Annotated in this window: 26 protein-coding genes; 4 read left to right on the plus strand and 22 right to left on the minus strand. The window is 48.2% G+C overall.

Annotation, left to right across the window (positions count from 1 at the left end; genetic code table 11):
* Positions 1-53: 53 nt before the first annotated feature.
* The 4 genes from rplI to K6T23_RS21965 all read right to left on the minus strand — a co-directional run bounded on the left by rplI (position 54) and on the right by K6T23_RS21965 (position 5,664).
* A complete protein-coding gene (gene rplI / locus K6T23_RS21950; protein WP_056539898.1) occupies positions 54-500 on the minus strand; it encodes a 50S ribosomal protein L9 in 447 nt (148 codons plus the stop codon).
* Complete coding sequence (locus K6T23_RS21955) at positions 497-2,470, minus strand: DHH family phosphoesterase (protein ID WP_238283349.1); 1,974 nt, start codon at positions 2,468-2,470, stop codon at positions 497-499. The genes rplI and K6T23_RS21955 overlap by 4 nt, the downstream gene beginning before the upstream one ends.
* 27 nt (positions 2,471-2,497) lie before the next feature.
* Positions 2,498-3,433, minus strand: a complete 936-nt coding sequence (locus K6T23_RS21960; protein ID WP_162244171.1) for a YybS family protein — start codon at positions 3,431-3,433, stop codon at positions 2,498-2,500.
* A gap of 191 nt (positions 3,434-3,624) precedes the next feature.
* Positions 3,625-5,664, minus strand: coding sequence for a methyl-accepting chemotaxis protein (locus K6T23_RS21965; RefSeq protein WP_238283350.1), 2,040 nt, complete (start codon positions 5,662-5,664; stop codon positions 3,625-3,627).
* A 139-nt stretch (positions 5,665-5,803) separates the two neighbouring features.
* Between K6T23_RS21965 and K6T23_RS21970 the strand changes: the two genes are divergently transcribed.
* Positions 5,804-6,763: an MBL fold metallo-hydrolase gene (locus K6T23_RS21970; protein WP_238283351.1), complete on the plus strand. Its 960-nt coding sequence runs from the start codon at positions 5,804-5,806 to the stop codon at positions 6,761-6,763.
* 108 nt (positions 6,764-6,871) lie between these two features.
* Here the strand turns inward: K6T23_RS21970 and rpsR are convergent, their stop codons facing one another.
* The 6 genes from rpsR to K6T23_RS22000 all read right to left on the minus strand — a co-directional run bounded on the left by rpsR (position 6,872) and on the right by K6T23_RS22000 (position 10,756).
* Positions 6,872-7,108 carry a 30S ribosomal protein S18 gene (gene rpsR, locus K6T23_RS21975; protein ID WP_048004588.1) on the minus strand — a complete coding sequence of 79 codons (237 nt, stop codon included), beginning with the start codon at positions 7,106-7,108 and terminating at the stop codon, positions 6,872-6,874.
* A gap of 43 nt (positions 7,109-7,151) precedes the next feature.
* Entirely contained in the window at positions 7,152-7,688 is a 537-nt protein-coding gene (gene ssb, locus K6T23_RS21980) for a single-stranded DNA-binding protein (protein ID WP_056539912.1), read from the minus strand.
* Between the two features lie 55 nt (positions 7,689-7,743).
* Entirely contained in the window at positions 7,744-8,031 is a 288-nt protein-coding gene (rpsF, locus tag K6T23_RS21985) for a 30S ribosomal protein S6 (RefSeq protein WP_053429896.1), read from the minus strand.
* Between the two features lie 208 nt (positions 8,032-8,239).
* On the minus strand, positions 8,240-9,340 hold the full coding sequence (gene ychF, locus K6T23_RS21990) for a redox-regulated ATPase YchF (protein WP_048004585.1): 1,101 nt from the start codon (positions 9,338-9,340) through the stop codon (positions 8,240-8,242).
* A gap of 280 nt (positions 9,341-9,620) precedes the next feature.
* Positions 9,621-9,818 carry a DUF951 domain-containing protein gene (locus tag K6T23_RS21995; protein WP_048004584.1) on the minus strand — a complete coding sequence of 66 codons (198 nt, stop codon included), beginning with the start codon at positions 9,816-9,818 and terminating at the stop codon, positions 9,621-9,623.
* Between the two features lie 14 nt (positions 9,819-9,832).
* A complete protein-coding gene (locus tag K6T23_RS22000) occupies positions 9,833-10,756 on the minus strand; it encodes a mechanosensitive ion channel family protein (RefSeq protein WP_053429898.1) in 924 nt (307 codons plus the stop codon).
* Positions 10,757-10,970: 214 nt separating this feature from the next.
* On the opposite strand from K6T23_RS22000, the gene yyaC reads away from it, so the two are divergent.
* Together yyaC and K6T23_RS22010 are read left to right on the plus strand one after the other, a co-directional pair.
* Positions 10,971-11,588: a spore protease YyaC gene (gene yyaC, locus K6T23_RS22005; RefSeq protein WP_053429936.1), complete on the plus strand. Its 618-nt coding sequence runs from the start codon at positions 10,971-10,973 to the stop codon at positions 11,586-11,588.
* An 88-nt stretch (positions 11,589-11,676) separates the two neighbouring features.
* Positions 11,677-11,853 carry a hypothetical protein gene (locus K6T23_RS22010; protein ID WP_156450693.1) on the plus strand — a complete coding sequence of 59 codons (177 nt, stop codon included), beginning with the start codon at positions 11,677-11,679 and terminating at the stop codon, positions 11,851-11,853.
* 299 nt (positions 11,854-12,152) lie between these two features.
* Here K6T23_RS22010 and K6T23_RS22015 read toward each other — a convergent pair whose 3' ends face one another.
* From K6T23_RS22015 to mnmE, 7 genes are all read right to left on the minus strand, one after another.
* Positions 12,153-12,860: a DUF554 domain-containing protein gene (locus tag K6T23_RS22015; RefSeq protein ID WP_053429899.1), complete on the minus strand. Its 708-nt coding sequence runs from the start codon at positions 12,858-12,860 to the stop codon at positions 12,153-12,155.
* 71 nt (positions 12,861-12,931) lie between these two features.
* Positions 12,932-13,771, minus strand: a complete 840-nt coding sequence (locus K6T23_RS22020) for a ParB/RepB/Spo0J family partition protein (RefSeq protein WP_238283352.1) — start codon at positions 13,769-13,771, stop codon at positions 12,932-12,934.
* On the minus strand, positions 13,764-14,525 hold the full coding sequence (locus K6T23_RS22025) for a ParA family protein (protein ID WP_053429901.1): 762 nt from the start codon (positions 14,523-14,525) through the stop codon (positions 13,764-13,766). Before K6T23_RS22025 ends, K6T23_RS22020 begins: the two co-directional genes overlap by 8 nt.
* 166 nt (positions 14,526-14,691) lie before the next feature.
* Positions 14,692-15,555, minus strand: coding sequence for a nucleoid occlusion protein (noc, locus tag K6T23_RS22030; protein ID WP_048004577.1), 864 nt, complete (start codon positions 15,553-15,555; stop codon positions 14,692-14,694).
* 104 nt (positions 15,556-15,659) lie between these two features.
* A complete protein-coding gene (gene rsmG, locus K6T23_RS22035) occupies positions 15,660-16,376 on the minus strand; it encodes a 16S rRNA (guanine(527)-N(7))-methyltransferase RsmG (protein WP_053429903.1) in 717 nt (238 codons plus the stop codon).
* A gap of 14 nt (positions 16,377-16,390) precedes the next feature.
* Positions 16,391-18,283: a tRNA uridine-5-carboxymethylaminomethyl(34) synthesis enzyme MnmG gene (gene mnmG / locus K6T23_RS22040; RefSeq protein WP_238283353.1), complete on the minus strand. Its 1,893-nt coding sequence runs from the start codon at positions 18,281-18,283 to the stop codon at positions 16,391-16,393.
* A gap of 45 nt (positions 18,284-18,328) precedes the next feature.
* Positions 18,329-19,714, minus strand: a complete 1,386-nt coding sequence (gene mnmE, locus K6T23_RS22045) for a tRNA uridine-5-carboxymethylaminomethyl(34) synthesis GTPase MnmE (protein ID WP_238283354.1) — start codon at positions 19,712-19,714, stop codon at positions 18,329-18,331.
* A 416-nt stretch (positions 19,715-20,130) separates the two neighbouring features.
* Between mnmE and K6T23_RS22050 the strand changes: the two genes are divergently transcribed.
* Positions 20,131-20,682: a GNAT family N-acetyltransferase gene (locus K6T23_RS22050; protein ID WP_238283355.1), complete on the plus strand. Its 552-nt coding sequence runs from the start codon at positions 20,131-20,133 to the stop codon at positions 20,680-20,682.
* A gap of 151 nt (positions 20,683-20,833) precedes the next feature.
* On the opposite strand, the gene K6T23_RS22055 is transcribed toward K6T23_RS22050, so the two are convergent.
* The 5 genes from K6T23_RS22055 to rpmH all read right to left on the minus strand — a co-directional run bounded on the left by K6T23_RS22055 (position 20,834) and on the right by rpmH (position 23,346).
* Entirely contained in the window at positions 20,834-20,992 is a 159-nt protein-coding gene (locus tag K6T23_RS22055; RefSeq protein WP_238283356.1) for a hypothetical protein, read from the minus strand.
* Between the two features lie 183 nt (positions 20,993-21,175).
* Complete coding sequence (jag, locus tag K6T23_RS22060; protein WP_238283357.1) at positions 21,176-21,793, minus strand: RNA-binding cell elongation regulator Jag/EloR; 618 nt, start codon at positions 21,791-21,793, stop codon at positions 21,176-21,178.
* Positions 21,790-22,584: a YidC family membrane integrase SpoIIIJ gene (gene spoIIIJ, locus K6T23_RS22065; RefSeq protein WP_053429908.1), complete on the minus strand. Its 795-nt coding sequence runs from the start codon at positions 22,582-22,584 to the stop codon at positions 21,790-21,792. Before spoIIIJ ends, jag begins: the two co-directional genes overlap by 4 nt.
* 143 nt (positions 22,585-22,727) lie before the next feature.
* Positions 22,728-23,102 (minus strand): ribonuclease P protein component, encoded by a 375-nt coding sequence (rnpA, locus tag K6T23_RS22070; protein ID WP_053429909.1) that lies wholly within the window; start codon positions 23,100-23,102, stop codon positions 22,728-22,730.
* A 109-nt stretch (positions 23,103-23,211) separates the two neighbouring features.
* Complete coding sequence (rpmH, locus tag K6T23_RS22075) at positions 23,212-23,346, minus strand: 50S ribosomal protein L34 (RefSeq protein ID WP_079513904.1); 135 nt, start codon at positions 23,344-23,346, stop codon at positions 23,212-23,214.
* Positions 23,347-24,042: the final 696 nt, after the last annotated feature.

Genomic DNA, 24,042 nt, shown 5'->3' on the forward strand with positions numbered 1-24,042 from the left:
TCAATCTAGTACTATTTTAACATGTTTTCGTTGGAAATGAAGATGTCAATCTCTTACTCTTCTGTGACGTGGACCTTAAGGGTAGCTGACACATCGGTATGGAGCTTGACCGGTACGTTCGTGAAGCCAAGGGCGCGGATCGCGTCGTTCATCTCGATTTTGCGCTTGTCTACCTTGATGTCATGCTGCTTTTTAAGGGCATCGGCAATCTGCTTGCTCGTGATGGAACCGAACAGGCGGCCGCCTTCACCGGATTTCGCTTTCAGTTCGACCTGAAGCTCTTCCATGGCTGCTTTGAGCTTTTTCGCTTCTTCAAGTTCTTCCTGTGCGATTTGCTTTTCTTTGTTCTTTTGACCCTCAAGCTGGCTGATGTTGGCATTGCTTGCTTCTACCGCCAGGCCTTTTTTGAGAAGGAAGTTATGTGCGTAGCCATCTGCCACGTTTTTCACTTCGCCTTTTTTACCTTTACCTTTTACATCTTTTAAGAAAATGACTTTCATAGTTCTCTTCTCCCTTCGAAATAATCATCTAGTGCTTCTTTCAGAAGTTTTTCGGCTTCTTGGACCGTTTTATGTTTCAGCTGGGTGGCGGCATTGCTCAAGTGGCCTCCGCCTTCAAGATTCTCCATGATGATCTGGACGTTTACATCACCAAGGGATCTGGCACTGATACCAACCGTCTCCTCATCCCGCTTCGAGATGACGAAGGAGGCGATGACACCGTCCATGGTCAGGAGCGTATCGGCTGCCTGGGCGATGAGGACGGGATCGGAAACGACCTCGTCCGGCGCATGGGCTATGGCGACACCATCCCGATAGAACTCCACGGTTTCAATGAGGCGGGCCCGTTTGATATATGTGGCCACGTCCTCCTTGAGGAACTTCTGGACAAGGACCGTATCGGCTCCCTGCGCCCGCAAATACGAGGCAGCATCGAACGTCCGGGACCCTGTCCGGAGAGTGAAGCTTTTCGTATCGACTATGATCCCTGCGAGAAGCGAAGTCGCTTCCAGCATGGAAATCTTCTCGTGCTTCGGCTGATACTCCAGGAGCTCTGTGACAAGCTCTGCCGTTGAAGAGGCATATGGCTCCATATACACAAGGAGAGGGTTCTGAATGAAGTCCTCGCCCCGTCTGTGATGGTCGATGACGACAACCTTGTCCACCTTGTTCAGGAGGCGCTCCTCGATGACAAGGGAAGGCTTGTGCGTATCGACGACGACGAGCAGCGTATCATCCGTCGCCATCTCTAGTGCTTCTTCAGGCGTGATGAAACGGCTGTGAAGATCGGCGTTGCCTTTGATCTCCTTCATGAGGCGCTTGACGCTGTTGTCGATTTCGTTGAAATTCAGCACCACATACCCGTCGCGCTGATTCATCTGGGCCACTTTGCGGATCCCAATGGCCGCTCCGATCGCATCCATATCGGGATGTTTATGCCCCATGATGATGACTTTGTCGCTTTCCACCATGATTTCCTTCAGGGCATGGGAGATGACGCGGGCACGGACACGGGTCCGTTTTTCCATCGGGTTCGTTTTCCCGCCGTAGAACTTGACCTTCCCGTTCGTCTGCTTGATGGCGACCTGGTCTCCACCGCGCCCGAGGGCAAGATCAAGGCTCGACTGGGCGAGGGTACCGAGTTCCGGCAGGGATGATACGCCTGTCCCAACCCCGATGCTCAAGGTAAGGGGGACGTTATGCTTGGATGTGGAATCGCGGACATCATCGAGGATCCCGAATTTTTCTTTTTCAAGAATCTGAAGGACTTTATCGTTGATGACGGCGATGAACCGCTCGGACGATGTTCTCTTAAGGAAGACACCGTATTCCTGGGCCCACTTGTTGAGGTTGGATGTCACCAGGCTGTTGAGGCTGCTCCGGGTCTGGTCATCCATCCCCTGGGTGAGCTCATCATAGTTATCCAGATAGATGATGGCGATATTTGTTCGTTCTTCATGATACTGCTTCTCGATCTCCTTCTGTTCGGTCACATCGAAGAAATACAGCAGTCGTTCTTTCAGTTTTAATACAACATGATATTTCCGTTCATTGATCGTCACGATTTCCGAGTCTACCTCTTGCTTGATCAAGGGGACAAGTGAGTCCGCCACATCATAAAGGGATCTTCCGACGACGGTATCCTCGTTGAAACAAGAAGCGAGGAATGGATTGGTCCATTCTATGTAGTACTCGTCATTGATCAGCATGATCCCAATCGGCATCTCCATGAGCGCTTCTTCACCGACGCGTTTGACCCTGTAGGAGAGGGTGGAGATGTACTCTTCCGTCTCATCGTGTGACCTACCTTCGAAATAGAAGGCAAGGAAGAAGACAAGTCCGAACACGAGGAGCCCCGCAAACGCAAGGATCCAGTTATAAAACACGATTGCTACCAGTAAGAGAAGCGTTAATGCAGCAAGACCGTACAGTGGGTAGCGGATCATTCGCTTATTGAAATAAGAAGGCATACTGTCAGCTCCTGCAACAAATTTTTTCTATGACTTATTCTTTAAGCGTTCTCTGAGATCGAATCCTAAGTCAATTATACCTAAAATCCGGACGAGAGAAAGGAGTGGGATTGAAATAATGGTCACTACTACCATTAAACCTTTCGACCAATTTTTCATGTGGCCGAAGAAATAGAGGAACGAAAGCCCTTGAATGGTGAACAGCATCCCAAGGATGATCTGTACGTTGATGATGGCGCTGAATGTAAACGATCCGCTCTCGGGCTGAATGACCAATGATAGCACAAACAATATGATGTAGTACCACAGGATGCTTTTTGGGAACTTCCAGTCCCGGAACCGGAGGAACGATGGGACATTCCTTCCGAGGCGCTTCATGATCGGGAAGCTGATCGCCAGGATGAGGAACGTGTATAGTGCAGCCCCGATTGCAAATGCGGCTGGCGTGGTCACGTTCATCAATTTAAGCAAATTATCCATCTGCTCAAGCTTTTTGTCATCAGGCTGGATGAAACCAAGATCGGTCATCGCTGCATAATTCTGATGCACCACAGTCTTCGCCATGTCCAGGCTCTCCTTGATGACATCCATTCCAAGCAGTTTAATGGAGATTACATAAGCGACTACGGCATTGATGGTGGTCACCAAGGTTCCAAGCAAAAGGATGTGGGTTTTCTGTATATCCGATTTTATCGCCCAGCCGATAGCCGTCCCGAGGGAAGCGCCCAATACACCGAAGCCCAATCCGGGGAAACCACCGAACAAGAACGAGATCCCAATACCTACGAACAACATCACCATCGCATCACGATGGGCGAATTTTTGACTGTAGAGCATGAACGGTAGCGGCAGGAAGAGCAAGCCTACTACGGATATAACCGGTGTATATAGCGTAAACAATAGAAACACAGTAAAGATGGCCACCGATATGGCGCCTTCTGTGATGATGCGGGCATTTTTCACTTCATTACTCTCCTCGCGAAATACATACAATAGTATTATCATATCAATTTTGGAAGGGAATTTCATCTTATGGACTCTTCAGTCATTTCCCCTCTAAATAGGATGCGTATAAACCCGGGCTTTGAAACCTCTTTAGACAACAAACAAAACGGCCGGACCACGGGAGCATCCCCATGTCCGGCCGACATTGTTTATTCTGATTGGGCGATCTTGAAACGGTCGATGGCCGCCTGAAGTTCCTGGCTCAGGTCGGTGAGCTGTTCGGCCGCCGCCGTGATGGACTGGACGGCTTTCAGCTGCTCATCGGTGGACGCATTCATCTCTTCACATGACGCTGCCGTTTCTTCTGCCGCTTCCGCCATGGCCTTGATGACAGTGAATACCTGGTCTTTATCTCCATTGATTCCTTCGATCCCCTCATGCATATGACCAATTTCTTTATTAATGGCCCTCATGACCTCCGCATTCCGGTCAAACACCTGATGGGTTTCATTCAACACGCCGAGCTGGGCGTCGAATGTATCTTTGGTCAGATTCATTTCTTTCACTGCCTGATCGGAACCCTCCTGGATCTCCTTGATCGTGCGCTTTACGCTCTCCGTCGCCTGGACGGATTGATCCGCAAGCTTCCGTACTTCTTCTGCCACGACGGCGAACCCTTTCCCATGCTCTCCTGCACGAGCAGCCTCGATGCTTGCGTTAAGGGCAAGAAGATTGGTCTGGGAGGAAATATCAGTGATGGTCGCCATCACGTTTTCGATATTCTTCACGTGCTCCCCGAATCCTAGAATCACCTGTTGCATCGAGTCCATATACTGCTGGGACGTATCATACGCCCCGCGAAGCTTGGAGATCTGATTCATACCCTGTTCATTGCGTTCGCCTACCTCATCGGCAAGCTCCGACATTTTATGGGACTGCGCATAGATGTGGTTGATGCTGTCTCCAAGGCTCTCAGCACCACTTTGGGCACGCTCGGAATCAGAAGCCGTTTCAGAGGCGGTCCTGGCGATACTCGAAATGGCCGTGGCCATCTCTTCACTTGACGCATGCGTCTCCTCTGAGACGGCGCTGAGGCCTTCAGCAGACTGTCTCACATGGAGGAAGGCGTGTTGTACAGTCTGAAGCGTCGTGAAAATCGAATCGATCATTTGGTTGAAATCATGAGCAAGACGCCCTGTTTCATCCGTCGCTTTCACATCGGAACGCTTTGTCAGATCCCCAGTTGCTACATGTTTCACCGTTGCCTGAAGTGATTTTAGCGGCCGCGTCATCTTTCTTGAGACGATGGCGATCACCACAAGGAGGACAGCCAGGGTGATGAGGCCCGTCACTAGGAGCTGACGTTCAATCTCTTTTGCATTGCCAATGATATCCTCCATGGAATAAACGGCACCTGTCTTCCAGCCTGTGCCGGGGATCGTGTCATAAATCATGACTTTTTGTTCCCCTTCGAGGGTGTAATGGATGATCCCACTCTCATCCTTGGAATCGAGCATCTTTTTGATGAACGTAAAGGACGATAGATTCTCTCCTCGTCTGGTGGGATGGACGATGGCGGTTCCATTCTTCCCGATCAGTACGGCATTGCCTCCGTATCCCAACTCCATGGAAGAAATCCGCTCCGTCAGCTTCGATAGATTGATATCGACACCGATGACACCGACAAGCTTGTTATCCACCAGAATGGCCTTGGAAGCCGTAATGATGTCCTGATTGGTGGCCGTATCGACATACGGTTCGCTCCAGTTTACATCGTTCTGTGAAGCGGCAGCGGCCTTGAACCAATCCCGACCGGTGGGATCAAACCCTTCCGGCAATTCAGCCTCGGGAACGATGAAGAGATTCTTGTTTGGGGAAGCAATATAGATAGAAGTCGCTTCATCATAAAGATCGATATAGTTATCAAAGTCCTCCTGTACCCCTTGGGTGAGCTCTTTTTCCGATTTTCCGTTCTTCTCCCCCGTCATCTTGAAGGCTTCATATTCCAGCAGCCCTTTCGACTTCGAGTACTGAATGAGGCTCTTCTCAAACTGCCCGAGGAAGAGTTCGACGGAATCACCCATTTCGCCCGCGACGGTGGTCGACTGCCGGATCACTTCATCCTCCGTCTTCGACCGGGTCTGCCAGGACGTAATCGCAAATATGACTGCCAATGATAAAATAAATAATGTCGAAAATACCCCTGTTAACTTCGTTCTAATCGAAAGACCCTTCTTTTTCTTCTTCACCAAAACTCACTCCAGACACCGCTTAGTATTGGTTGTATCGGCAGAATAGGGGAGAGGTTGAGTCTTTTTTACTAAAAATATGGAATTTTCTAATATTTATAAAGGATATTGGTATGATAGAGATAAAGGGGGCGTGAACATGAATCAAATTGAAACGGCCTTTTTCACCATACACATGCTCTGCGAAGGCGTATTCGAAGTGATTGCCAAACCGGGCAAGGGGGCATGGAGTAACGCGGGGATCATTGATTTGGGAGGAAAAACCCTCATTTTCGACACCATGTCCACACCGTCGGCAGGATACGAACTTCGGAAGCATGCCGAACGATTGACAGGGAATAAAAAAATGGAGGTTATGAATAGTCATTTCCACGGTGACCATATGTTTGGAAATCAAGCGTTTGAAGGATTTCCTATCTATTCTACAGCTCTCACGAAGCAATTGATCAAAGAAAAGAACGATGTAGAGGACCTTGATTTAGAACGAGAAGAAATGGAAGCCTATCTTCACGGTATAGAACAACGTATAGCGCAGGAGGCCGATCCGGTATTGATCGAGAGCCTTAAACTACAAATGGGGGAAATGACGCATATCCTTCATGACATTTCGCGCTTGAAACTCTTCTTACCAGATAGGATCTTCGATACCGAGCATGTATTCAAAGGTTCTCACAGAGAAGCGATTATCTGTTGCCACGGAGGTGGTCACTCACCCAGTGATTCCTATCTATACCTCCCACAAGATTCTGTCTTATTTGCAGGAGACCTGATAACCCGAAAGCTCCACGTACCCATCTATGATCCCGTTTCGTATCTTGCCTTGATCAAAGAGATTGTAGATTTGAAGGTGAAGACCTATGTACCGGGACACGGGGATTCAGGAGGAAGAGAGCTACTCGATACTATGAAGGCTTATCTCAGCATGCTCCTGGAAAGAGCACAGAGGGCACACGATAGGGGAATTCCAATGGAGACATTCGTGAAAGACTTTGTACTCCCTCCTGAATATGCGGAATGGCTCGGCATAAATGGCATTCAAGGCAATCTTCGCAAGGTGTATGAGTTCACTTCCATCATTGGAACTAAAATGAACCCGTAGAAAATCGGGTGTAAGAGTCTATCGTTTTATGCAAGATACAGTGTAACGAGAAAGCAAATCTTGCGCACAAAAAAAAGACATCCTCCAAAAGAAGGATGTCTCTCTTATTTATTCCCCGCTTACGTATGGAAGCAATGCCATTGTACGCGCACGTTTGATTGCACGAGTCAATTTACGTTGGTACTTAGCGTTTGTTCCAGTTACGCGACGTGGAAGAATTTTTCCACGTTCAGAGATGAATTTTTTAAGAAGTTCCACATCTTTGAAATCGATGTGAGTAATTCCGTTTGCTGTGAAGTAGCATACCTTACGGCGTCTACGTCCACCTCTACGTCCTCCTGCCATGTTTTTCGCCTCCTATCCTTTTAAAAGTCAGTATCGTTCGCTCTTAGAATGGTAGATCATCATCGGAAATGTCGATCGGCTGACCATCATTTGCGAATGGATCTTCATCTACGCGAGTGTAGTTATTGTTATTATTGTTGTTGCGCTGTTGTTGATTCTGATTCTGGCCGAATGAGTTACCACCTTGGTTACCCTGTTGGTAACCACCACCGCCGCCAGAATAGCTTGGGCTTCCGCCGCGATCTCCACCTTGACTCGCACTGCGAGGCTCAAGGAATTGAACGCTTTCGGCCACGACTTCCGTCATGAACACGCGTCGTCCATCCTGTCCTTCGAAGTTACGGGTCTGGATTCGACCGTCAACGCCGGCCAGGCTTCCTTTCTTAAGGAAGTTCGCTACGTTTTCGGCAGGTCGGCGCCAAACAACACAGTTAATAAAATCTGCTTCCCGTTCACCTGATTGATTCGTAAAAGAACGATTCACTGCCAGTGTGAATGAGGCAACAGCCACTCCGCTTGGAGTATATTTTAGTTCAGGGTCTTTGGTTAATCGGCCCACTAATACAACTCGGTTCATCATCAGAATCAACCCCTTCCTTCTATTGCTAGAAGTGTATATCTATGAAACGTTCGAATTATTGTTCGTCTTTTACAACGATATGACGGATAATGTCGTCACTGATCTTAGCCAAACGATCGAACTCGTTTACAGCTTCAGAGCCAGCGTTGATTTTCACCAATTGGTAGAAACCATCACGGAAATCGTTGATTTCATACGCTAAACGACGTTTACCCCAATCTTTTGACTCGATGATCTCCGCGCCGTTAGTAGTCAATACGTTATCAAAACGCTCAACAACTGCTTTCTTTGACTCTTCGTCAACGGTTGGACGGACGATGTACATAACTTCGTACTTTCTCATCTGAATGTCACCTCCTCGTGGTCTATGCGGTCCTTTCTTTACGAAAGAACAAGGAGCAATGCGTTCATTACTCACGAATTAAAATTATATCATAGGGATTGTCCAAATGCAATAAGCTGGAGGAAAAAGACAGATTACCCCGGAACATGAACGAAGTCTTTATTTTCATGTCAAAAAGCCCCGAATCTCCATTCGGGGCTGAGTGATCTTATACGTTGAAGCGGAAGTGGATGATGTCTCCATCTTTCACTAGGTACTCTTTTCCTTCAAGACGGACTTTCCCGGCTTCCTTGGCTGCATTCATGGTACCGGCAGCAACTAGGTCGTCATAGGAAACCGTTTCGGCACGGATGAACCCGCGCTCAAAGTCGGTGTGGATGACACCGGCACACTGAGGAGCCTTCATGCCTTCACGGAAGGTCCATGCACGTACTTCCTGTACACCTGCCGTAAAGTATGTGGCAAGTCCAAGAAGGGAGTAGGTCGCGCGGATCAGCTGATCGAGTCCTGATTCTTCAATACCAAGTTCTTGAAGGAACATGGCTTTCTCTTCATCATCGAGCTCGGCGATTTCTGATTCAATCTTCGCACAAACGACGATGACCTCTGCATTGTCTTCACTCGCGAATTCGCGTACCTTTTGTACGTATTCGTTGTCTTCAGTATCAGCAATCTCATCTTCGCTGACGTTTGCCACATAAAGGACAGGTTTGGACGTCAACAAGTGAAGTTGTTTCACGTATTTTGCCTGTTCTTCGTTGAATTCAGCCGTACGGGCAGGCTGCTCATTTTCAAGGACTTCTTTCAGTTTGGAAAGGATCTCGAACTCAAAGACCGCTTCCTTGTCCTTTTGTTTCGCCATTTTTTGGACCTTCACGAGACGCTTGTCCACGGTTTCAAGGTCAGCAAGGATCAACTCAAGGTTAATGACCTCGATATCTGCGATCGGATCCACTTTCCCCGCTACGTGAGTGATATTATCATCAGCGAAGCAACGAACAACCTGACAAATAGCGTCAACTTGGCGGATATGAGAAAGGAATTTATTCCCAAGCCCTTCCCCTTTGCTCGCACCTTTCACGATTCCTGCAATATCGGTGAATTCAAATGCGGTCGGAACCGTCTTTTTCGGATTCACAAGCTCCGTCAATTTATCCAGACGATGATCGGGTACTTCTACAATCCCCACGTTCGGATCGATGGTACAGAACGGGTAGTTGGCAGATTCCGCACCCGCTTTAGTAATTGCATTGAACAACGTAGATTTACCGACGTTCGGCAGACCTACAATACCAGCTGTTAAAGCCATATCGGTCACTCCTCCTGATTGATTACCTATCTATTCATATCTCTGTCATCATGACAGCTTCATACCTGAATGACGACCGTACAAACGGTCGAACCTTTCACAATTATAGAGATAATGGGGGAAAAAGACAAGTGATGCTCCACTGATGCCATGGCGTAAAATCCCGGTCCCGCTCCCCGGGAAATAAAAAAACAGCCTGCCGGTAAACGGTAAGCTGTTTTTGTGTGTAAAGACACACTAGTTTGGATTATGGATCGTGCCAGCTGGGTACTTATCAGTATCAGCTTTCTGATGAGCTAAGGACTTTTTTCATCTTTTTGGAAAAATCCTTCCGAGGAATCATCACGCTATGGCCGCAGCCCTCGCATTTGATCCTGATATCCATCCCCATGCGGATGATTTTCCACTCATTGGTGCCGCATGGATGGGGCTTTTTCATTTCCACCACATCATTTAGTGCGAACGTCTTCGCCTCCATGGACGCATACCTCCTTAGTCTCGTTCAACCTGCTTTTGTTTTTTCTGAAGTTCTTCCTGTACATCGTCCTCATCATTGCGTGAATACATGACCATGCGCGGAAGAGGGATTTCGATCCCGTTCCGTTCGAAGCACTGCTTGACTTCTTTGCGGAGGACCCTGGCGATGTACCAGTGATTCATCGGTGTCGTCTCGGCGACGATCCTCATCATCACATCGGGCGCTCCGAGGGTCTGGATACCGAGAAGCTCCGGAGGATTCACCAGCTCCTCATATTTTTGAGGGAGCGTGAGGAGAAGCTCCTGCAATACCCGCTCGGCCTTATCAATATTCTCTTCATACGCAATGTTGACGTCCACCACCGCCACGCTGTTATGAACGGAGAAGTTGGTGACCTCTGCTACGTTGCCATTCGGGAATATATGTAATTCACCGGTCCAACTTTTTATTTTCGTCGTACGGAGCCCGATTTCCTCCACCGTTCCTTCGGCAGAACCAATTTTCACATAGTCCCCTACTGAGAACTGATCCTCGAAGATGATGAAGAAACCGGTAATGATATCACGCACGAGATTCTGTGCACCGAATCCGACGGCAAGACCGACGATTCCCGCACCTGCGATCAAGCCTTTTACATCTATTTCGAGCGTCGACAGGATCGTCATGAGTGAGATGAAGTAGATCACATATGTCAACACGTTTTCCAATAGTTTCAATAATGTGGCTTCGCGGCGTTCGGAGAATTTGATCGGTGAACGCGACCTTGCCTTGAAGACGTTGCGAATCGCAGACCGTCCGACACGAAGGGCGATATACGTAATGACCATGATGGCCACGATTTTGAGAGCGCCGAGACCGAGTGAAGTCCACAGCTGATTATCTGTTAATGTTGATACCGCTTTTTGAACGGATTCCTCAATTTTTGTCTCTGTTGCCATAATCTCAACAGCCCTCCCTTATTAGAAGTACCCTTTATTTTAACAACTTTCCCTCTCCATGAATAGATATAACCTCGATCTGTAAAGAAGTTTAAAAATTTTTATCATATGAAAAAACTGCCCCGATTATGTATGAACGACGGCGATTGTCCGTATACTGTTAAAAAGCGGTAAACATGCCTGGACGATAACGAGGAGCAAGGGAGTGGTAGTGATGAATCTGAAACGAGGACTTTTCGACCGCAAGACCGAACCATACAGGGTCTCTTATGAAGATGAAAATGCGGCACTGGATCTTTCCGTCCACCTTTCAGCCATGCTGCCCATCCTCTACCGGACGCGTCCGATCGTCTTCATATGTATCGGGACAGATCGTTCCACGGGCGACTCCCTCGGTCCATTGATCGGTACCCTCCTGGAAGATCGGGGTTTAGAGACCTTCCACGTATACGGGACCCTGGATGATCCCATCCACGCCGTCAATCTGGAAGAGAAGATGGCGTATATCCACTCCATTCATAAGAATCCATTCATCATCGGAATCGACGCCTGTTTAGGCCGCCTTAAGAGTGTCGGGGCAATCCAGCTCAGTCACGGGCCGCTCAAACCCGGTGCTGGAGTGAATAAGGAACTTCCGGAAGTCGGCAATATCCACCTGACCGGGATCGTCAACGTGAGCGGATTCATGGAATTCTTCGTACTTCAAAATACCCGGCTCAGCCTTGTGATGCGAATGGCCAAGATCATGGCCGAGTCGATCGCCCTGGCTGCCGAAACCATCGAGCGCAGGAACGCCGTGAGTATCGAAAAGTGGCGGGAAGAACTACAATAAGAGGACGGTCCGGATGCGGACTGTTTTTTTATGGAATTTTCCCGAAACCTCCATTCCGTTCTTTCGTATATAAAAGGTGAAGACGTAAATGACCATACTCTTACTTGTTAAAATTGCACTTGGCACTCTCTTAGTAGGCGTTATTGCACACACGATCAAAACGGCTTATTCAAGGGAAAAAGACGTGAATGCCAACTGGCTCCTATTCCTATTGGCAGTGGAAGCAATCGCCACACCGGCCTACGGATTGTTCTTAACGGTCTGAATAAAAAGAAGATCTTGTTAGAAAACCAAGGGTCCGTTTACTAACGAAATATATCAGTGTGAATTCTTTATACCGCTCATGATTTCCGTGCAAAACTGCGCGCGGGTAGCCCGTGAGCCTCCTCGGCAAGCCTGCGGGGTCTCACATCAGCTACTTTTCCCGCTGGAGTCTTCGCTTGCACTCCAATCAACCGCTAGAAAAAATTTCATGTAAATGTTCATGAAACAAATGAAAAACCCGAACTAATTTGCTTTATAGTAGGCGAATTAATTCGGGTTTTGCTATGGCTAAAGCACTCTTTACGCTTGATACAGATGAAGGAACGAAACAATCACTCCGACGACTACTATTCCAGGAAGAAGATTAGCCACCCTGATCTTGGTGATTCCGACCAGATTGAGTCCGATGGCAAAGATCATGATGCCGCCTGTCGCGGTCATTTCAGTGATGAAGGCGTCCATGAGTTCCTGTGGGACAAAGCGGTGGATCTGGGTGGCGAACAACGCGATCGTACCTTGATAGAGGATGACCGGCACAGCTGAGAACATGACGCCGATCCCAAGGGTCGTGGCAAGGATGATGGAGGTGAATCCATCGATGATCGCTTTTGTGAGTAGGACGTCATGGTCTCCCCTGATTCCGCTATCAAGGGCACCGATGACAGCCATCGCCCCGATCACGAAGATCAGGGTGGCCGTGATGAAACCTTGAGAGATGGAGGTATCTCCTTTTGTACCGATTTTCCTTTCAAGCCAATCCCCAAGGGCATTGAGCTTGGAATCGAGGTTCATCCATTCGCCAAGGGCCGCACCGACTGCAAGAGAGATGATGACGATCAGGAAGTTCTCACTTTTCAATCCCATCTGCAGTCCGAGGACCGTCACGGCAAGGCCGATTGCCTTCAATACCGTATCCTTCACATTCTCCGGAATGCGGTGGAGGAGTTTCCCGAGAAGTGTTCCCAGGATGATACATATTCCGTTGATGATCGTACCGAATAACACCATTTTCTCTTTCTCCTATCGCTCTCGACAAAAAAGAACCGGCTTGAAGGGGTTCCCTTCAGAGCCGGACTCCATCAGTCGTGTTGTTGAAGAAGATCGAGGATCCGTTCAAGGTCTTCTTTCGAGAAGAACTCAAGCTCGATCTTTCCTTTTTTCTTTGATTGCTTGATCGTGACCGTCGTGCCGAACCGTTCCCGAAGGCGCGTCTCCTGCTCCTCGATGAACACATCCTTGCGCTCTTTTTTCTTCGTTTCACGTGAAACATCGTCGTTCAGTTCCTGTACGAGCTTCTCAAGCTGACGAACATTCAGGGAATCCTTCATGACCCGATTGACTAGCTGGGTCAACCCTTTCTTGTTCTTCAGACCAAGAAGGGCCCGACCGTGCCCCATCGTAAGCTTTCCATCTGAAATCAGTTCCTGAACGGGCTGTGAGAGCCCAAGAAGACGGATATGATTGGCGATATGGGGACGGCTTTTCCCCAACCGCTTTGCCAGCTCCTCTTGCGTGAGCCCAAGCTTCTCCATCAGCATCTGATAGGCGGCTGCCTCTTCAATCGGCGTCAAATCCTCACGCTGAAGGTTTTCCAGTACGGCCAGTTCCATCATCTGCTTCTCATCAAGCTCCCGTACAACAACGGGGACCGTCTTGAGATCAGCCGCTTTCGCTGCACGATAGCGACGCTCACCGACCACGATTTCATAGCCTTTGATGGATTTCCGGACGATGATCGGCTGAAGGATTCCATGCTCCTGGATGGAGGACTTCAGCTCTTCGATCGCTTGGGGCTGGAAGATCTTACGGGGCTGATACGGATTCGGACGGAGATCCTTCAGCTTCACTTCCTGAACCGTTTCCTCTTCTTTATTTGCTGTGAACAGGGCATCAAGTCCCTTTCCCAAACCTTTAGCCACTCATCGCCACCTCCTTCGCAAGTTCTAAGTACACTTCCGCTCCCCTGGACTTGGCATCATATATGATGATCGGTTCCCCATGGCTCGGTGCTTCGCTCAGTCGAACATTGCGCGGGATAATGGTACGGTACACTTTATCCTGGAAGTATTTCTTCACTTCTTCGATGACCTGGATGCCGAGATTCGTACGGGCATCAAGCATCGTCAACAGGACACCGTCGATCATCAGATCGTGATTCAAGTGCTTCTGAACAAGACGCACGGTGCTGAGCAGCTGACTCAGACCTTCCAGTGCGTAGTATTCACATTGAACAGGGATAATCACCGCATCCGAAGACGTCAGGGCATTGATGGTCAATAAGCCCAGCGATGGCGGGCAATCGATGACGATATAATCATAATCATCCTTCACTTTTTCCAGTGCCTTCTTCAAGCGGACTTCCCTTGAGATAGTCGGAACCAGCTCGATTTCAGCACCGGCAAGGGAAATGGTGGCGGGTACGATATCCAGATTCTCGACCTTCGACTGCTTGATCGTATCCTTCACTTCCACGTCATCCACAAGAACATCATATATGCATTGTTGCACGTCTCCTTTTTCCACACCGGCACCGCTCGTAGCGTTCCCTTGCGGATCTATGTCGACGAGCAGGACTTTCTTTCCAATATAAGCTAAACAAGCCCCCAGATTGACACTGGTCGTGGTCTTACCGACTCCGCCTTTCTGGTTTGTAACGGCTATGATTCTGCCCAAGGTTGTCACCTACCTAGTTTTTTTCACAGTATTCTTCTATTCTAACAAAATTCTCGGAAAATTGTCTGGCAATTTTTATTATGTTGCGCGTTCCCATCGACTATGATCGCCAAAATCCCACAAAAAAAGTGAGAACTGCCTGTTTACAGTCTCTCACTCTATGATTCTATTTCTTTTTTGGGATGCGGATGGTGAACTGATAGAATTCCTCATGTTCTTCTTCCTCGGCATCCAGGTTGATCCCGCTGTCGGAAACCATATTCAATGACTGGCGGATCGTGTTGACGGCAATCCTCATATCTTTCGAGAAGGCTTTGCGCTTCGGCTTCGGTTTTTTGTCCGAGGCTTCCTGCATTTTGTTCACGCGGTCTTCCGTCTGCTTTACATTGAGGTTCTTCTCGACCACCTCTTGAAGAAGCTGGACCTGTTTCTCCGCGTTCTTCAAAGGAATGAGGGCACGGGCATGGCGCTCGGTGATCTTCTTATCAAGAAGGGCACCCTGCACCTCTTCGGGGAGCTTGAGGAGACGGAGCTTGTTGGCCACCGTCGACTGTCCTTTTCCCAAACGCTGTGCAAGGGCTTCCTGAGTCAATTCGTGAAGTTCGAGAAGCTTACCGTACGCGATGGCTTCCTCGATCGGTGACAGCTCTTCGCGTTGAAGGTTCTCGATCAGCGCGACAGAGGCTGTTTCCGTGTCATTCATATTCTTGACGATGGCAGGGACCGTTTCCCAACCTAGTTTTGACACCGCCCTGAATCGCCGCTCCCCGGCAATGATCTCGAATTGATCCTCGCCGTATTCCCTTACCACGATAGGCTGGATGATGCCGTGTATATGGATCGTCCTCGATAACTCTTCTATTTTATCATCATTAAAAATCGTCCTAGGCTGGAAGCGGTTGGGTACGATCTGAGAGACTGGAATCTTCTTCACTTCATCCCGATCTTCCACTACTGCTGATTCTGTTGATTCTTCCGGCTCTTGCTCCTTTTCACCCAGACCAAAAAAACGAGAGAAAGGATGCTTCATCTTCCTACACCACCTTTAAGAAACTCCCTTTAATACTATTCTCTAAGAAATGACAAGTTCCTGCCTTATTCCCATGACATTTTCCGTAGTACTACGTCAGTTTTCTATTCTAATGGTAATTTATTCGGTGTACCAGGCTTCCTGGGATACTTATTCGGTGTATCTTTCACTTTCTTGATCTGAACGATCGTGCGCTCACTGTTCTCTTCAGGAAGGAGGAAGGAATCGACCTGCTCCGTCTTCCCGCCGAGGGTCGTGATTGCTTTCTTGGCTTTATCCATCTCATCGTTCACACTGGCAGCCTTCATGGCGACAAAATATCCGCCCTTTTTGACAAGGGGCAGGCAGAGCTCGCTGAGTACCGACATTCTGGCAACGGCACGAGCCGTGACCATGTCGTATGCTTCGCGATGATCCTTATTCTTGCCGAATGTTTCTGCACGGTCGTGATGGAAGTGCGTGTTCTCAAGTCCCAGCTGATCTGATAGATGATTCAGGAACGTGATGCGTTTGTTCAGCGAATCCACGATGGAGACATGCAGATGCGGGAAACAGATTTTGATCGGGATGCTTGGGAACCCGGCCCCTGCACCGACATCACAGAGGGAAGTGATGGAATTGAAATCAACGTAAAAAGCAGCAGAGATGGAATCATAGAAGTGCTTGAGGTAAACCTCTTCTTTATCCGTAATTGCCGTCAGATTCATCTTTTCATTCCACTCGACCAATAGCTCGTGGTATTTCTCGAATTGTGCCAGCTGCTCAGAGGAAAGGGAAATCCCCTTCTCCTCGAGACCGGCTTGAAATTCATTGATATTCATGCGCAACCCATCCTTTATTGATCACCTGATACTTTTGCAATTTTCCCCTGTTCGATGTAGACGAGAAGGATGGAAACGTCCGCAGGATTGACTCCGGAAATACGGGAAGCCTGGGCAAGGGACAACGGCTGTACTTCAATCAGCTTCTGTCTCGCTTCGGATGCCAGACCGCTGATCTTCGAATAATCGATGTTTTCAGGGATCCGCTTGTTCTCCATTTTCTTCATCTTGTCGACCTGCTGAAGGGATTTTTCGATGTATCCTTCGTATTTCACTTGGATCTCCACCTGTTCTTCCACTTCTGGATCAAGATCCAATTCATTCGGAACGAGGGATTTCATATGAGAATAGTTCATCTCCGGACGTTTCAGAAGATCCACTGCAAGGATCCCGTCCTTCAGTTCGCTTCCGCCTGCTTCACGGATTACGGACTGTGTCTCTTCCGTCGGTTTGATGCGGGTTGATTTCAGACGTTCTTTTTCCGCTTCGATCAACTCTTTTTTCGCTGTGAAACGTCCGTAGCGCTCGTCTGAAATGAGTCCGATTCTGTGACCGATATCGGTCAGGCGAAGATCGGCGTTGTCATGACGGAGAAGAAGGCGGTATTCTGCCCTCGAGGTCAAGAGACGATACGGTTCGTTCGTACCTTTTGTGACAAGATCATCGATCAGCACACCGATGTACGCATCGGAACGGCCGAGGATGACTTCCTCTTTATCAAGGGAGCGGCATGCGGCATTGATTCCTGCCATCAGCCCTTGTCCTGCTGCTTCTTCATAACCGGATGTTCCATTGATTTGACCCGCTGTATACAGATTCCTAATCTTTTTCGTCTCAAGAGTCGGCCATAGCTGAGTCGGTACGATGGAATCATATTCGATGGCATAGCCCGGACGCATCATTTGGACGTTCTCAAGACCAGGGATCGTGGAAAGGATCTTCTGCTGCACATCTTCCGGCAGGCTTGTTGAAAGTCCTTGAACGTATACTTCCTGCGTATTACGGCCTTCTGGCTCAAGGAAGATCTGATGGCGCGGCTTATCGTTGAAACGGACGACCTTATCCTCAATGGACGGGCAGTAGCGAGGGCCTGTGCCTTTGATCATGCCAGAATACATCGGCGAGCGATGAAGGTTATCATCGATGAGCTGATGCGTCGTTTCATTCGTGTAGGTAAGCCAGCACGGAAGCTGATCGGTGATGTACTTCGTCGTTTCGTAGCTGAACGCCCTCGGTACATCATCGCCTGACTGGATTTCCGTCTTGGAGTAATCGATGGTCGAACCGTTCACCCGTGGAGGCGTACCGGTCTTGAATCGCACGGTGTCGAACCCGAGCTCGCGCAGGTGATCTGCCAGACGGATCGATGGCTGCTGATTGTTCGGACCACTTGAATATTTCAACTCGCCGAGGATGATTTCCCCGCGTAGGAAGGTCCCGGTCGTGATGACGACCGTCTTCGCGCGATAGGCGGCACCAGTCATGGTGACGACACCTTTACACTCGCCATCTTCCACGATGAGCTCTTCCACCATGCCTTGCATGAGGGTAATGTTCGGTTCATTCTCGATTGTTTTCTTCATTTCATTTTGGTACGTGAATTTATCGGCTTGGGCACGCAGCGCGCGTACGGCCGGGCCTTTACCTGTATTCAGCATCCTCATTTGGATGTGGGTCTTATCGATGTTGCGCCCCATTTCACCGCCGAGGGCATCAATTTCCCTAACGACGATCCCCTTTGCCGGTCCGCCGACAGATGGGTTACATGGCATGAAGGCGATCATATCAAGGTTGATGGTGACCATCAGCGTTTTCGCCCCCATGCGGGCGGAAGCAAGTCCTGCTTCCACTCCGGCGTGTCCAGCACCAATGACAATGACATCATACTGTCCTGCGTCATATTGCATGGTGATTTATCCTCCTTAAAGGATCACATGATCCTATATACAAATTTATTTCCCTAGGCAGAATTGTGAGAACAACTGATCGATCAAACTATCATGTACACTTTCACCGATGATTTCACCGAGAAGCCCCCATGTTCTTGTCAGATCGATCTGGGCAATGTCGATCGGTATGCCCATTTCTACATTTTGAATCGCTTCGTTGATGCTTGTCGACGCCTGATGAAGCAGGGCGATGTGACGGCTGTTGGATACATACGTCATATCCCCAGCCTCGATGGACCCATCAAAGAAGAGGGATGAAATGGCTTCCTCGAGCTCATCCACGCCTTCTTCCTCGATCAGGGCCGTCGTCACAAGCTTGTGGTTGGCGGCAAGTGCTTCCACTTTCGCCAGGTCGATCTTCCTCGGAAGGTCCGTCTTGTTCACGATGACAATGACATCCATTCCCTTGACGGCTTCAAACAGTTGCTCGTCTTCGAAGGTAAGGTCGTCCGCGTGATTGAGGACAAGAAGAATGAGATCTGCTTCCTTCAATACCTGTCGTGAGCGCTCGACCCCGATCCGCTCGACGATATCCTCCGTCTCCCGGATCCCCGCCGTATCGACGAGGCGGAGCGGTACACCCCTTACGTTCACATACTCCTCGATCACGTCACGCGTCGTTCCGGGAATATCCGTCACGATCGCCTTATTTTCGTGAACGAGGCTATTCAATAAAGAACTCTTCCCGACATTCGGGCGGCCGATGATGACCGTGGACAGGCCTTCACGGAGGATTTTCCCCTGCTCGGACGTCTTGATGAGCTTCTCGATCTCATCCCTGACATAGCTCGATTTCTCCAGGAGCACGCTGTGGGTCATTTCCTCCACATCATCATACTCCGGATAGTCAATATTCACTTCCACATGGGCGAGCGTCTCGAGGATTTCCTGGCGTAGCTTCTGAATCAGTTTGGATAGGCGTCCTTCCATCTGATTCAACGCCACATTCATGGCCCGGTCCGTCTTTGCCCTGATCAAATCCATGACGGCCTCCGCCTGGGACAGATCGATCCGTCCGTTCAGGAAGGCACGCTTTGTGAACTCTCCCGGCTCAGCCAATCTCGCACCGTGCTTCAACACAAGCTGAAGCACCTTATTGACCGATACAAGACCTCCGTGACAGTTGATTTCGAGGACGTTCTCACGCGTGAAAGTTTTCGGTCCCTTCAGCACCGACACCATGACCTCTTCCACCACCTGCTCTGTCGCAGGATCCACGATATGACCGTAATGGATCGTATGGGAGTCCAGTTCCGTCAGCGGTTTGCCTTTCTTGCCCCTGAACACCTGGTCCCCGATCGCAAAAGCGTCATCTCCGCTCAGACGGACAATGGCAATCGCCCCTTCCCCCATCGGAGTGGAAATCGCCGCAATCGTATCGAATTCCATATGAGTCACCTCTCTTTCTTCTCTTCTTACATCTATAAAAAAATGGCTGTCTCGTTCTAGCAGCCTCTATCATTAAGCAGTGTTTCCCCAAATTATTAGAATAGCACAAACCGATTTAAACCTAAAGAACGGAAAACTGGCAGATACGTCAAATTATCCACAGCCCCATTCTTTCATCCCTCTCATTTTAACTTATCCACATGTGAATAACAATAAACGGCAGGTGAAATTGGCAGGATTGTCACTTATCCAGAGGGCAGACGCAAAAAGATTCAGCTCCTTCTGTTGTGGTTTGGTAAAATATAGGCATAGGGAACCCGACGTATGTTGCCGAGAAAGATCGTATTTTTTCAGACCACTAAATATCCCTACGGCCGAACCGATATTATAGCCAACCAGGAAAGGAGCAACACATCATGTTCACCTACAAAATCGATCACGATCTATCATTGAAACTACTTGAACCCCAGGATGCTCAGGCGCTTTTTGAGCTGACCGACAAATCCCGCTCCCACTTGAAAGAGTGGCTACCATGGCTGGACTTCAGCACCAAGGTGAGCGACACAGAAGAATTCATTGCCGGAACGATGAAGGGATATGCCAACCGCAGCAGTCTATCCGCTGCCATCCTCTATCAAGGTGAAGTGGTCGGCACGGCCGGATTCAATAACATCAACTGGTCCAATAAAACCGCCTATATCGGATACTGGCTCGGTGAAGGCAACCAGGGGAAAGGAATTATGACCCGGGTGATCAGTACGTTGACGACCTATGCTTTTGAGCACTATGCACTCGACAAAGTCGAGATCCGCGCGGCCGTCGGAAATCAAAAAAGCCGGGGAATCCCGGAACGACTCGGCTATATCAAAGAAGGGACAATCCGCCAAGCAGAATGGCTTTATGACAGGTACGTGGATCATGTGATTTACGGAATTCTTTCAGATGAATGGAAAGAAAAGAGTGAATGATAAGGTAGAAAGGCCGCTCGGGTTGTTGATCCGGGCGGCTTTTTGACTGATTGGGGACGTTTGATGGGAAGGGGTGGTGGCGAAATTTGTCGAAAGGGTTGAAACGGGATGTAGCGAAGACGATTTTTAGGGGTTTGCACCATTGAACAGGTTAAAAAAGGGAGATTTCGTCCCATTCGGCTACTTTTTTCGGAATAGCTAAGATTTTATTACCGACTTTTTCAATTTTGCTATCAACTTTTCGAGTTTTTCTATCAACTTTCGCCTTTTTTCTACCAACTCTCACCTTTTCACCCGTTTCTACTGCCAACTTTCCGGATTTTTTTTCAACTTTCAGCCTTTCCGATCAACTTTCACTGTTTATTTCCAACTTCCAACGTTTATGACCAACTCCCACACTCCCCACTCGCTCCTCCACCAGCCATCCAATCAAAAAACGACCCCATCGGGACACCCACTCCAACGAGTGCGTCCCAACGGGGTCGTTTTTTCTTTATTTCGGTGAAATCACAATATATCGATTGGGTTCACGGCCTTCCGAGTGGGTTTCCACATCGGTCTTGTCCACGAGGGCAGCATGGATCACCTTGCGCTCGTAGGATGGCATGGCCTCGAGGGAAACGGGACGATTGATGCGGAGGGCCTTGTCGGCAAGGCGCTTCGCAAGATTCGATAAAGTTTCCCTGCGGCGGGCCCTGTAATTCTCCGCATCGAGCAGGATGGTGACGAATTGGTCAGACGAGCGATTCGCCACTAGCTGGGCAAGATGCTGAAGGGCGTTCAGGGTCTGTCCCCTTTTGCCAATCAGGAGGGCCATTTTCTCACCGGAGATATTGAATTCAACTTCTCTCCCGCTGCGCTTCTCTTCAATCGACGCTTCCACGCCCATTTCTTTGGCGACAGCTATCAGGAAGTTCTTCGCTTCTTCCACGGGATCAATTGTTTCCTTCACTGCCACGACGGCAGGTTTTCCTCCGAAAAGGCCGAAAAAGGCTTTCTTTCCGGGATCGATGACCGTGATTTCAGCACGGTCCTTTGTGATGTTCAGTTGAGACAAGGCTGATTCAATGGCTTCTTCCACCGTTGGACCTGTCACATTCACTTCTCTCACTTCTTCTTGCCCCCTGATTGGGCAGTGGCCTTGGCCGCTTTGACTTCTTTAATATCAGGACCTTTGATGAAATACGTTTGAGCAATCATGAACAGGTTACCTACAACCCAGTATAGGGAAAGGGCCGCAGGGAAGTTGATGGCAAAGATGATGATCATGACCGGCATGATATAAAGCATCATGGCCATTTGTGGGTTTTGATCAGCTGTTCCAGCCATCATCAGCTTCTGCTGGATGAAGGTTGTCAAACCGGCAATCAACGGAAGCGCATAGATCGGATCCGGGCTTCCAAGGTCGAACCATAGGAAATTGTGTTCCTTGATGGCTGCTGTACGACTGATTGCGTGATAGAAACCGATGAGGATCGGCATCTGGACGATCAGCGGGAAACATCCTGCCAGTGGATTGACGCCATGTGACTGGAACAACGCCATCGTTTCCTGTTGAAGCTTTTGCTGTGTTTGTGCATCTTTGGAGCTGTATTTCTCACGCAGCTTTTTCATTTCCGGCTGCAGTGCCTGCATTGCTTTAGAATTTTTCGTTTGCTTGATCATTAATGGTAGAATCGCTAAACGGATGATCAATGTGACGATGATAATGGCCAGACCATAGGATCCGAACCCGTCCAATTTTTCTCCGAAGAATGTAATTAATTGTGACAAAGGATAAACAATGTACTCGTTCCAAAAACCGGTACTATCTGAGTTGATTGGCTTATTATATTCTGTACAACCAGATAGAATAGCCATTAGCCCAACAATTGACATCAGGGCTATTATTCTCTTTTTCACCCTCTATTTCCTCCCAACTAATAAGTAATCAAGTGTGATAAAGGATGCGGTTACATCCTATTATGACAAAAGATAGAATCTTTCGTATTGTAACATCTTTTCACAGGTTTGTGCTGAGCAATCCTGTGCATCCCGCAAATAGTTTATGACTTTTTACGAACATTTTTGCCATAAGAACCCCGCTTCAATACTTTCCCTCTATTAAGAACGTGCGTGAGGCTGCTTTTCACCTCATGGAAGTTCATGTCGGCCGCCGGTTTCCTGGCGATGATTAAATAATCGTACTGATCTTTCACTTCTTCCCTCAATTCAAGGAACGACTGGCGCACATACCGTTTGATCCGATTCCGGCATACGGCATTGCCGATTTTCTTGCTCACCGAGATCCCGATCCGGAATGGCTGAGGCTCATCCTTTTTCAAAAAATACAAAACGAACTGCCGATTGGCAAATGACGTTCCTTTTTTGAAGATGTCCTGAAACTCTTCATTCTTTTTCACTCGTTGTTCTTTGCGCATGAATCACACCTAATTTTCTAAATGGTTTTCCCTGCTCAATCTTGCCCAACTACATGGCCTTTCAATCACATGGATAGAGAAAAAAAGACCACTGAGTCAGTTCAGTGGTCTAAGCAGATAATACTTTTCTTCCTTTGCTACGACGACGAGCTAAAACATTACGGCCGTTTTTAGAACTCATACGTGCGCGGAAACCGTGTACTTTACTTCTTTTACGCTTATTTGGTTGAAACGTTCTTTTCATCTATGACACCTCCCTGAAGGATATCTTTATAAGTTAAAGACATTCTTCACCATTATAAAGATGCCCCCCATCAAAAGTCAACACCGTTCTCATATTATTTTATAGTGGGGAAATGTGGCATCGATTTTCCCCGAAAAAATCTTCACGCGAGTTCCGATGAGATCCTCCTACCCAAACATTCATTTTCTGCGAGCAGCATGTAATGAAAAAACTTCTATCTCCTCCAGAAAGGATGATCTTTTTCTCCTTCTACAAACATCATCCACGATTCCTCTAAAACGCCTCTGTGGATAGATTTCGACACCCTTATAAATTATCCACAACACATACTGACAACTTTTTCACATATTCTTTGCCTGTGGACAAATTTATTCCACAAGGGAAAGGGGTTGTGGATAAAATTTTTAAAGCATTGCACCGCTTAGGATATTTTGATATGATTATTGTGTTTTCACTCTTAATAACGTGAATGACCAAATATGTTTATCCACAATTTGTGGATAGTTTGTGGGTAACTTATTCAGAGGCTTTGTAAAACGTTGTCCACAAGTGGTGGATAATGTCGAAAAACCGAGTTTCTTCCTTATAATATATTTTCTCCACATTCAAAGCGTTGTATTTTTATGAACACTAGCGATTTAGCACTTATACATGTTGTACAGAAGTTATACAAAGAGAGAAAAGGAGGGATCAGGG

The sequence above is a fragment of the Rossellomorea marisflavi genome (assembly GCF_022170785.1).
GTDB lineage: Bacteria > Bacillota > Bacilli > Bacillales > Bacillaceae_B > Rossellomorea > Rossellomorea marisflavi_B.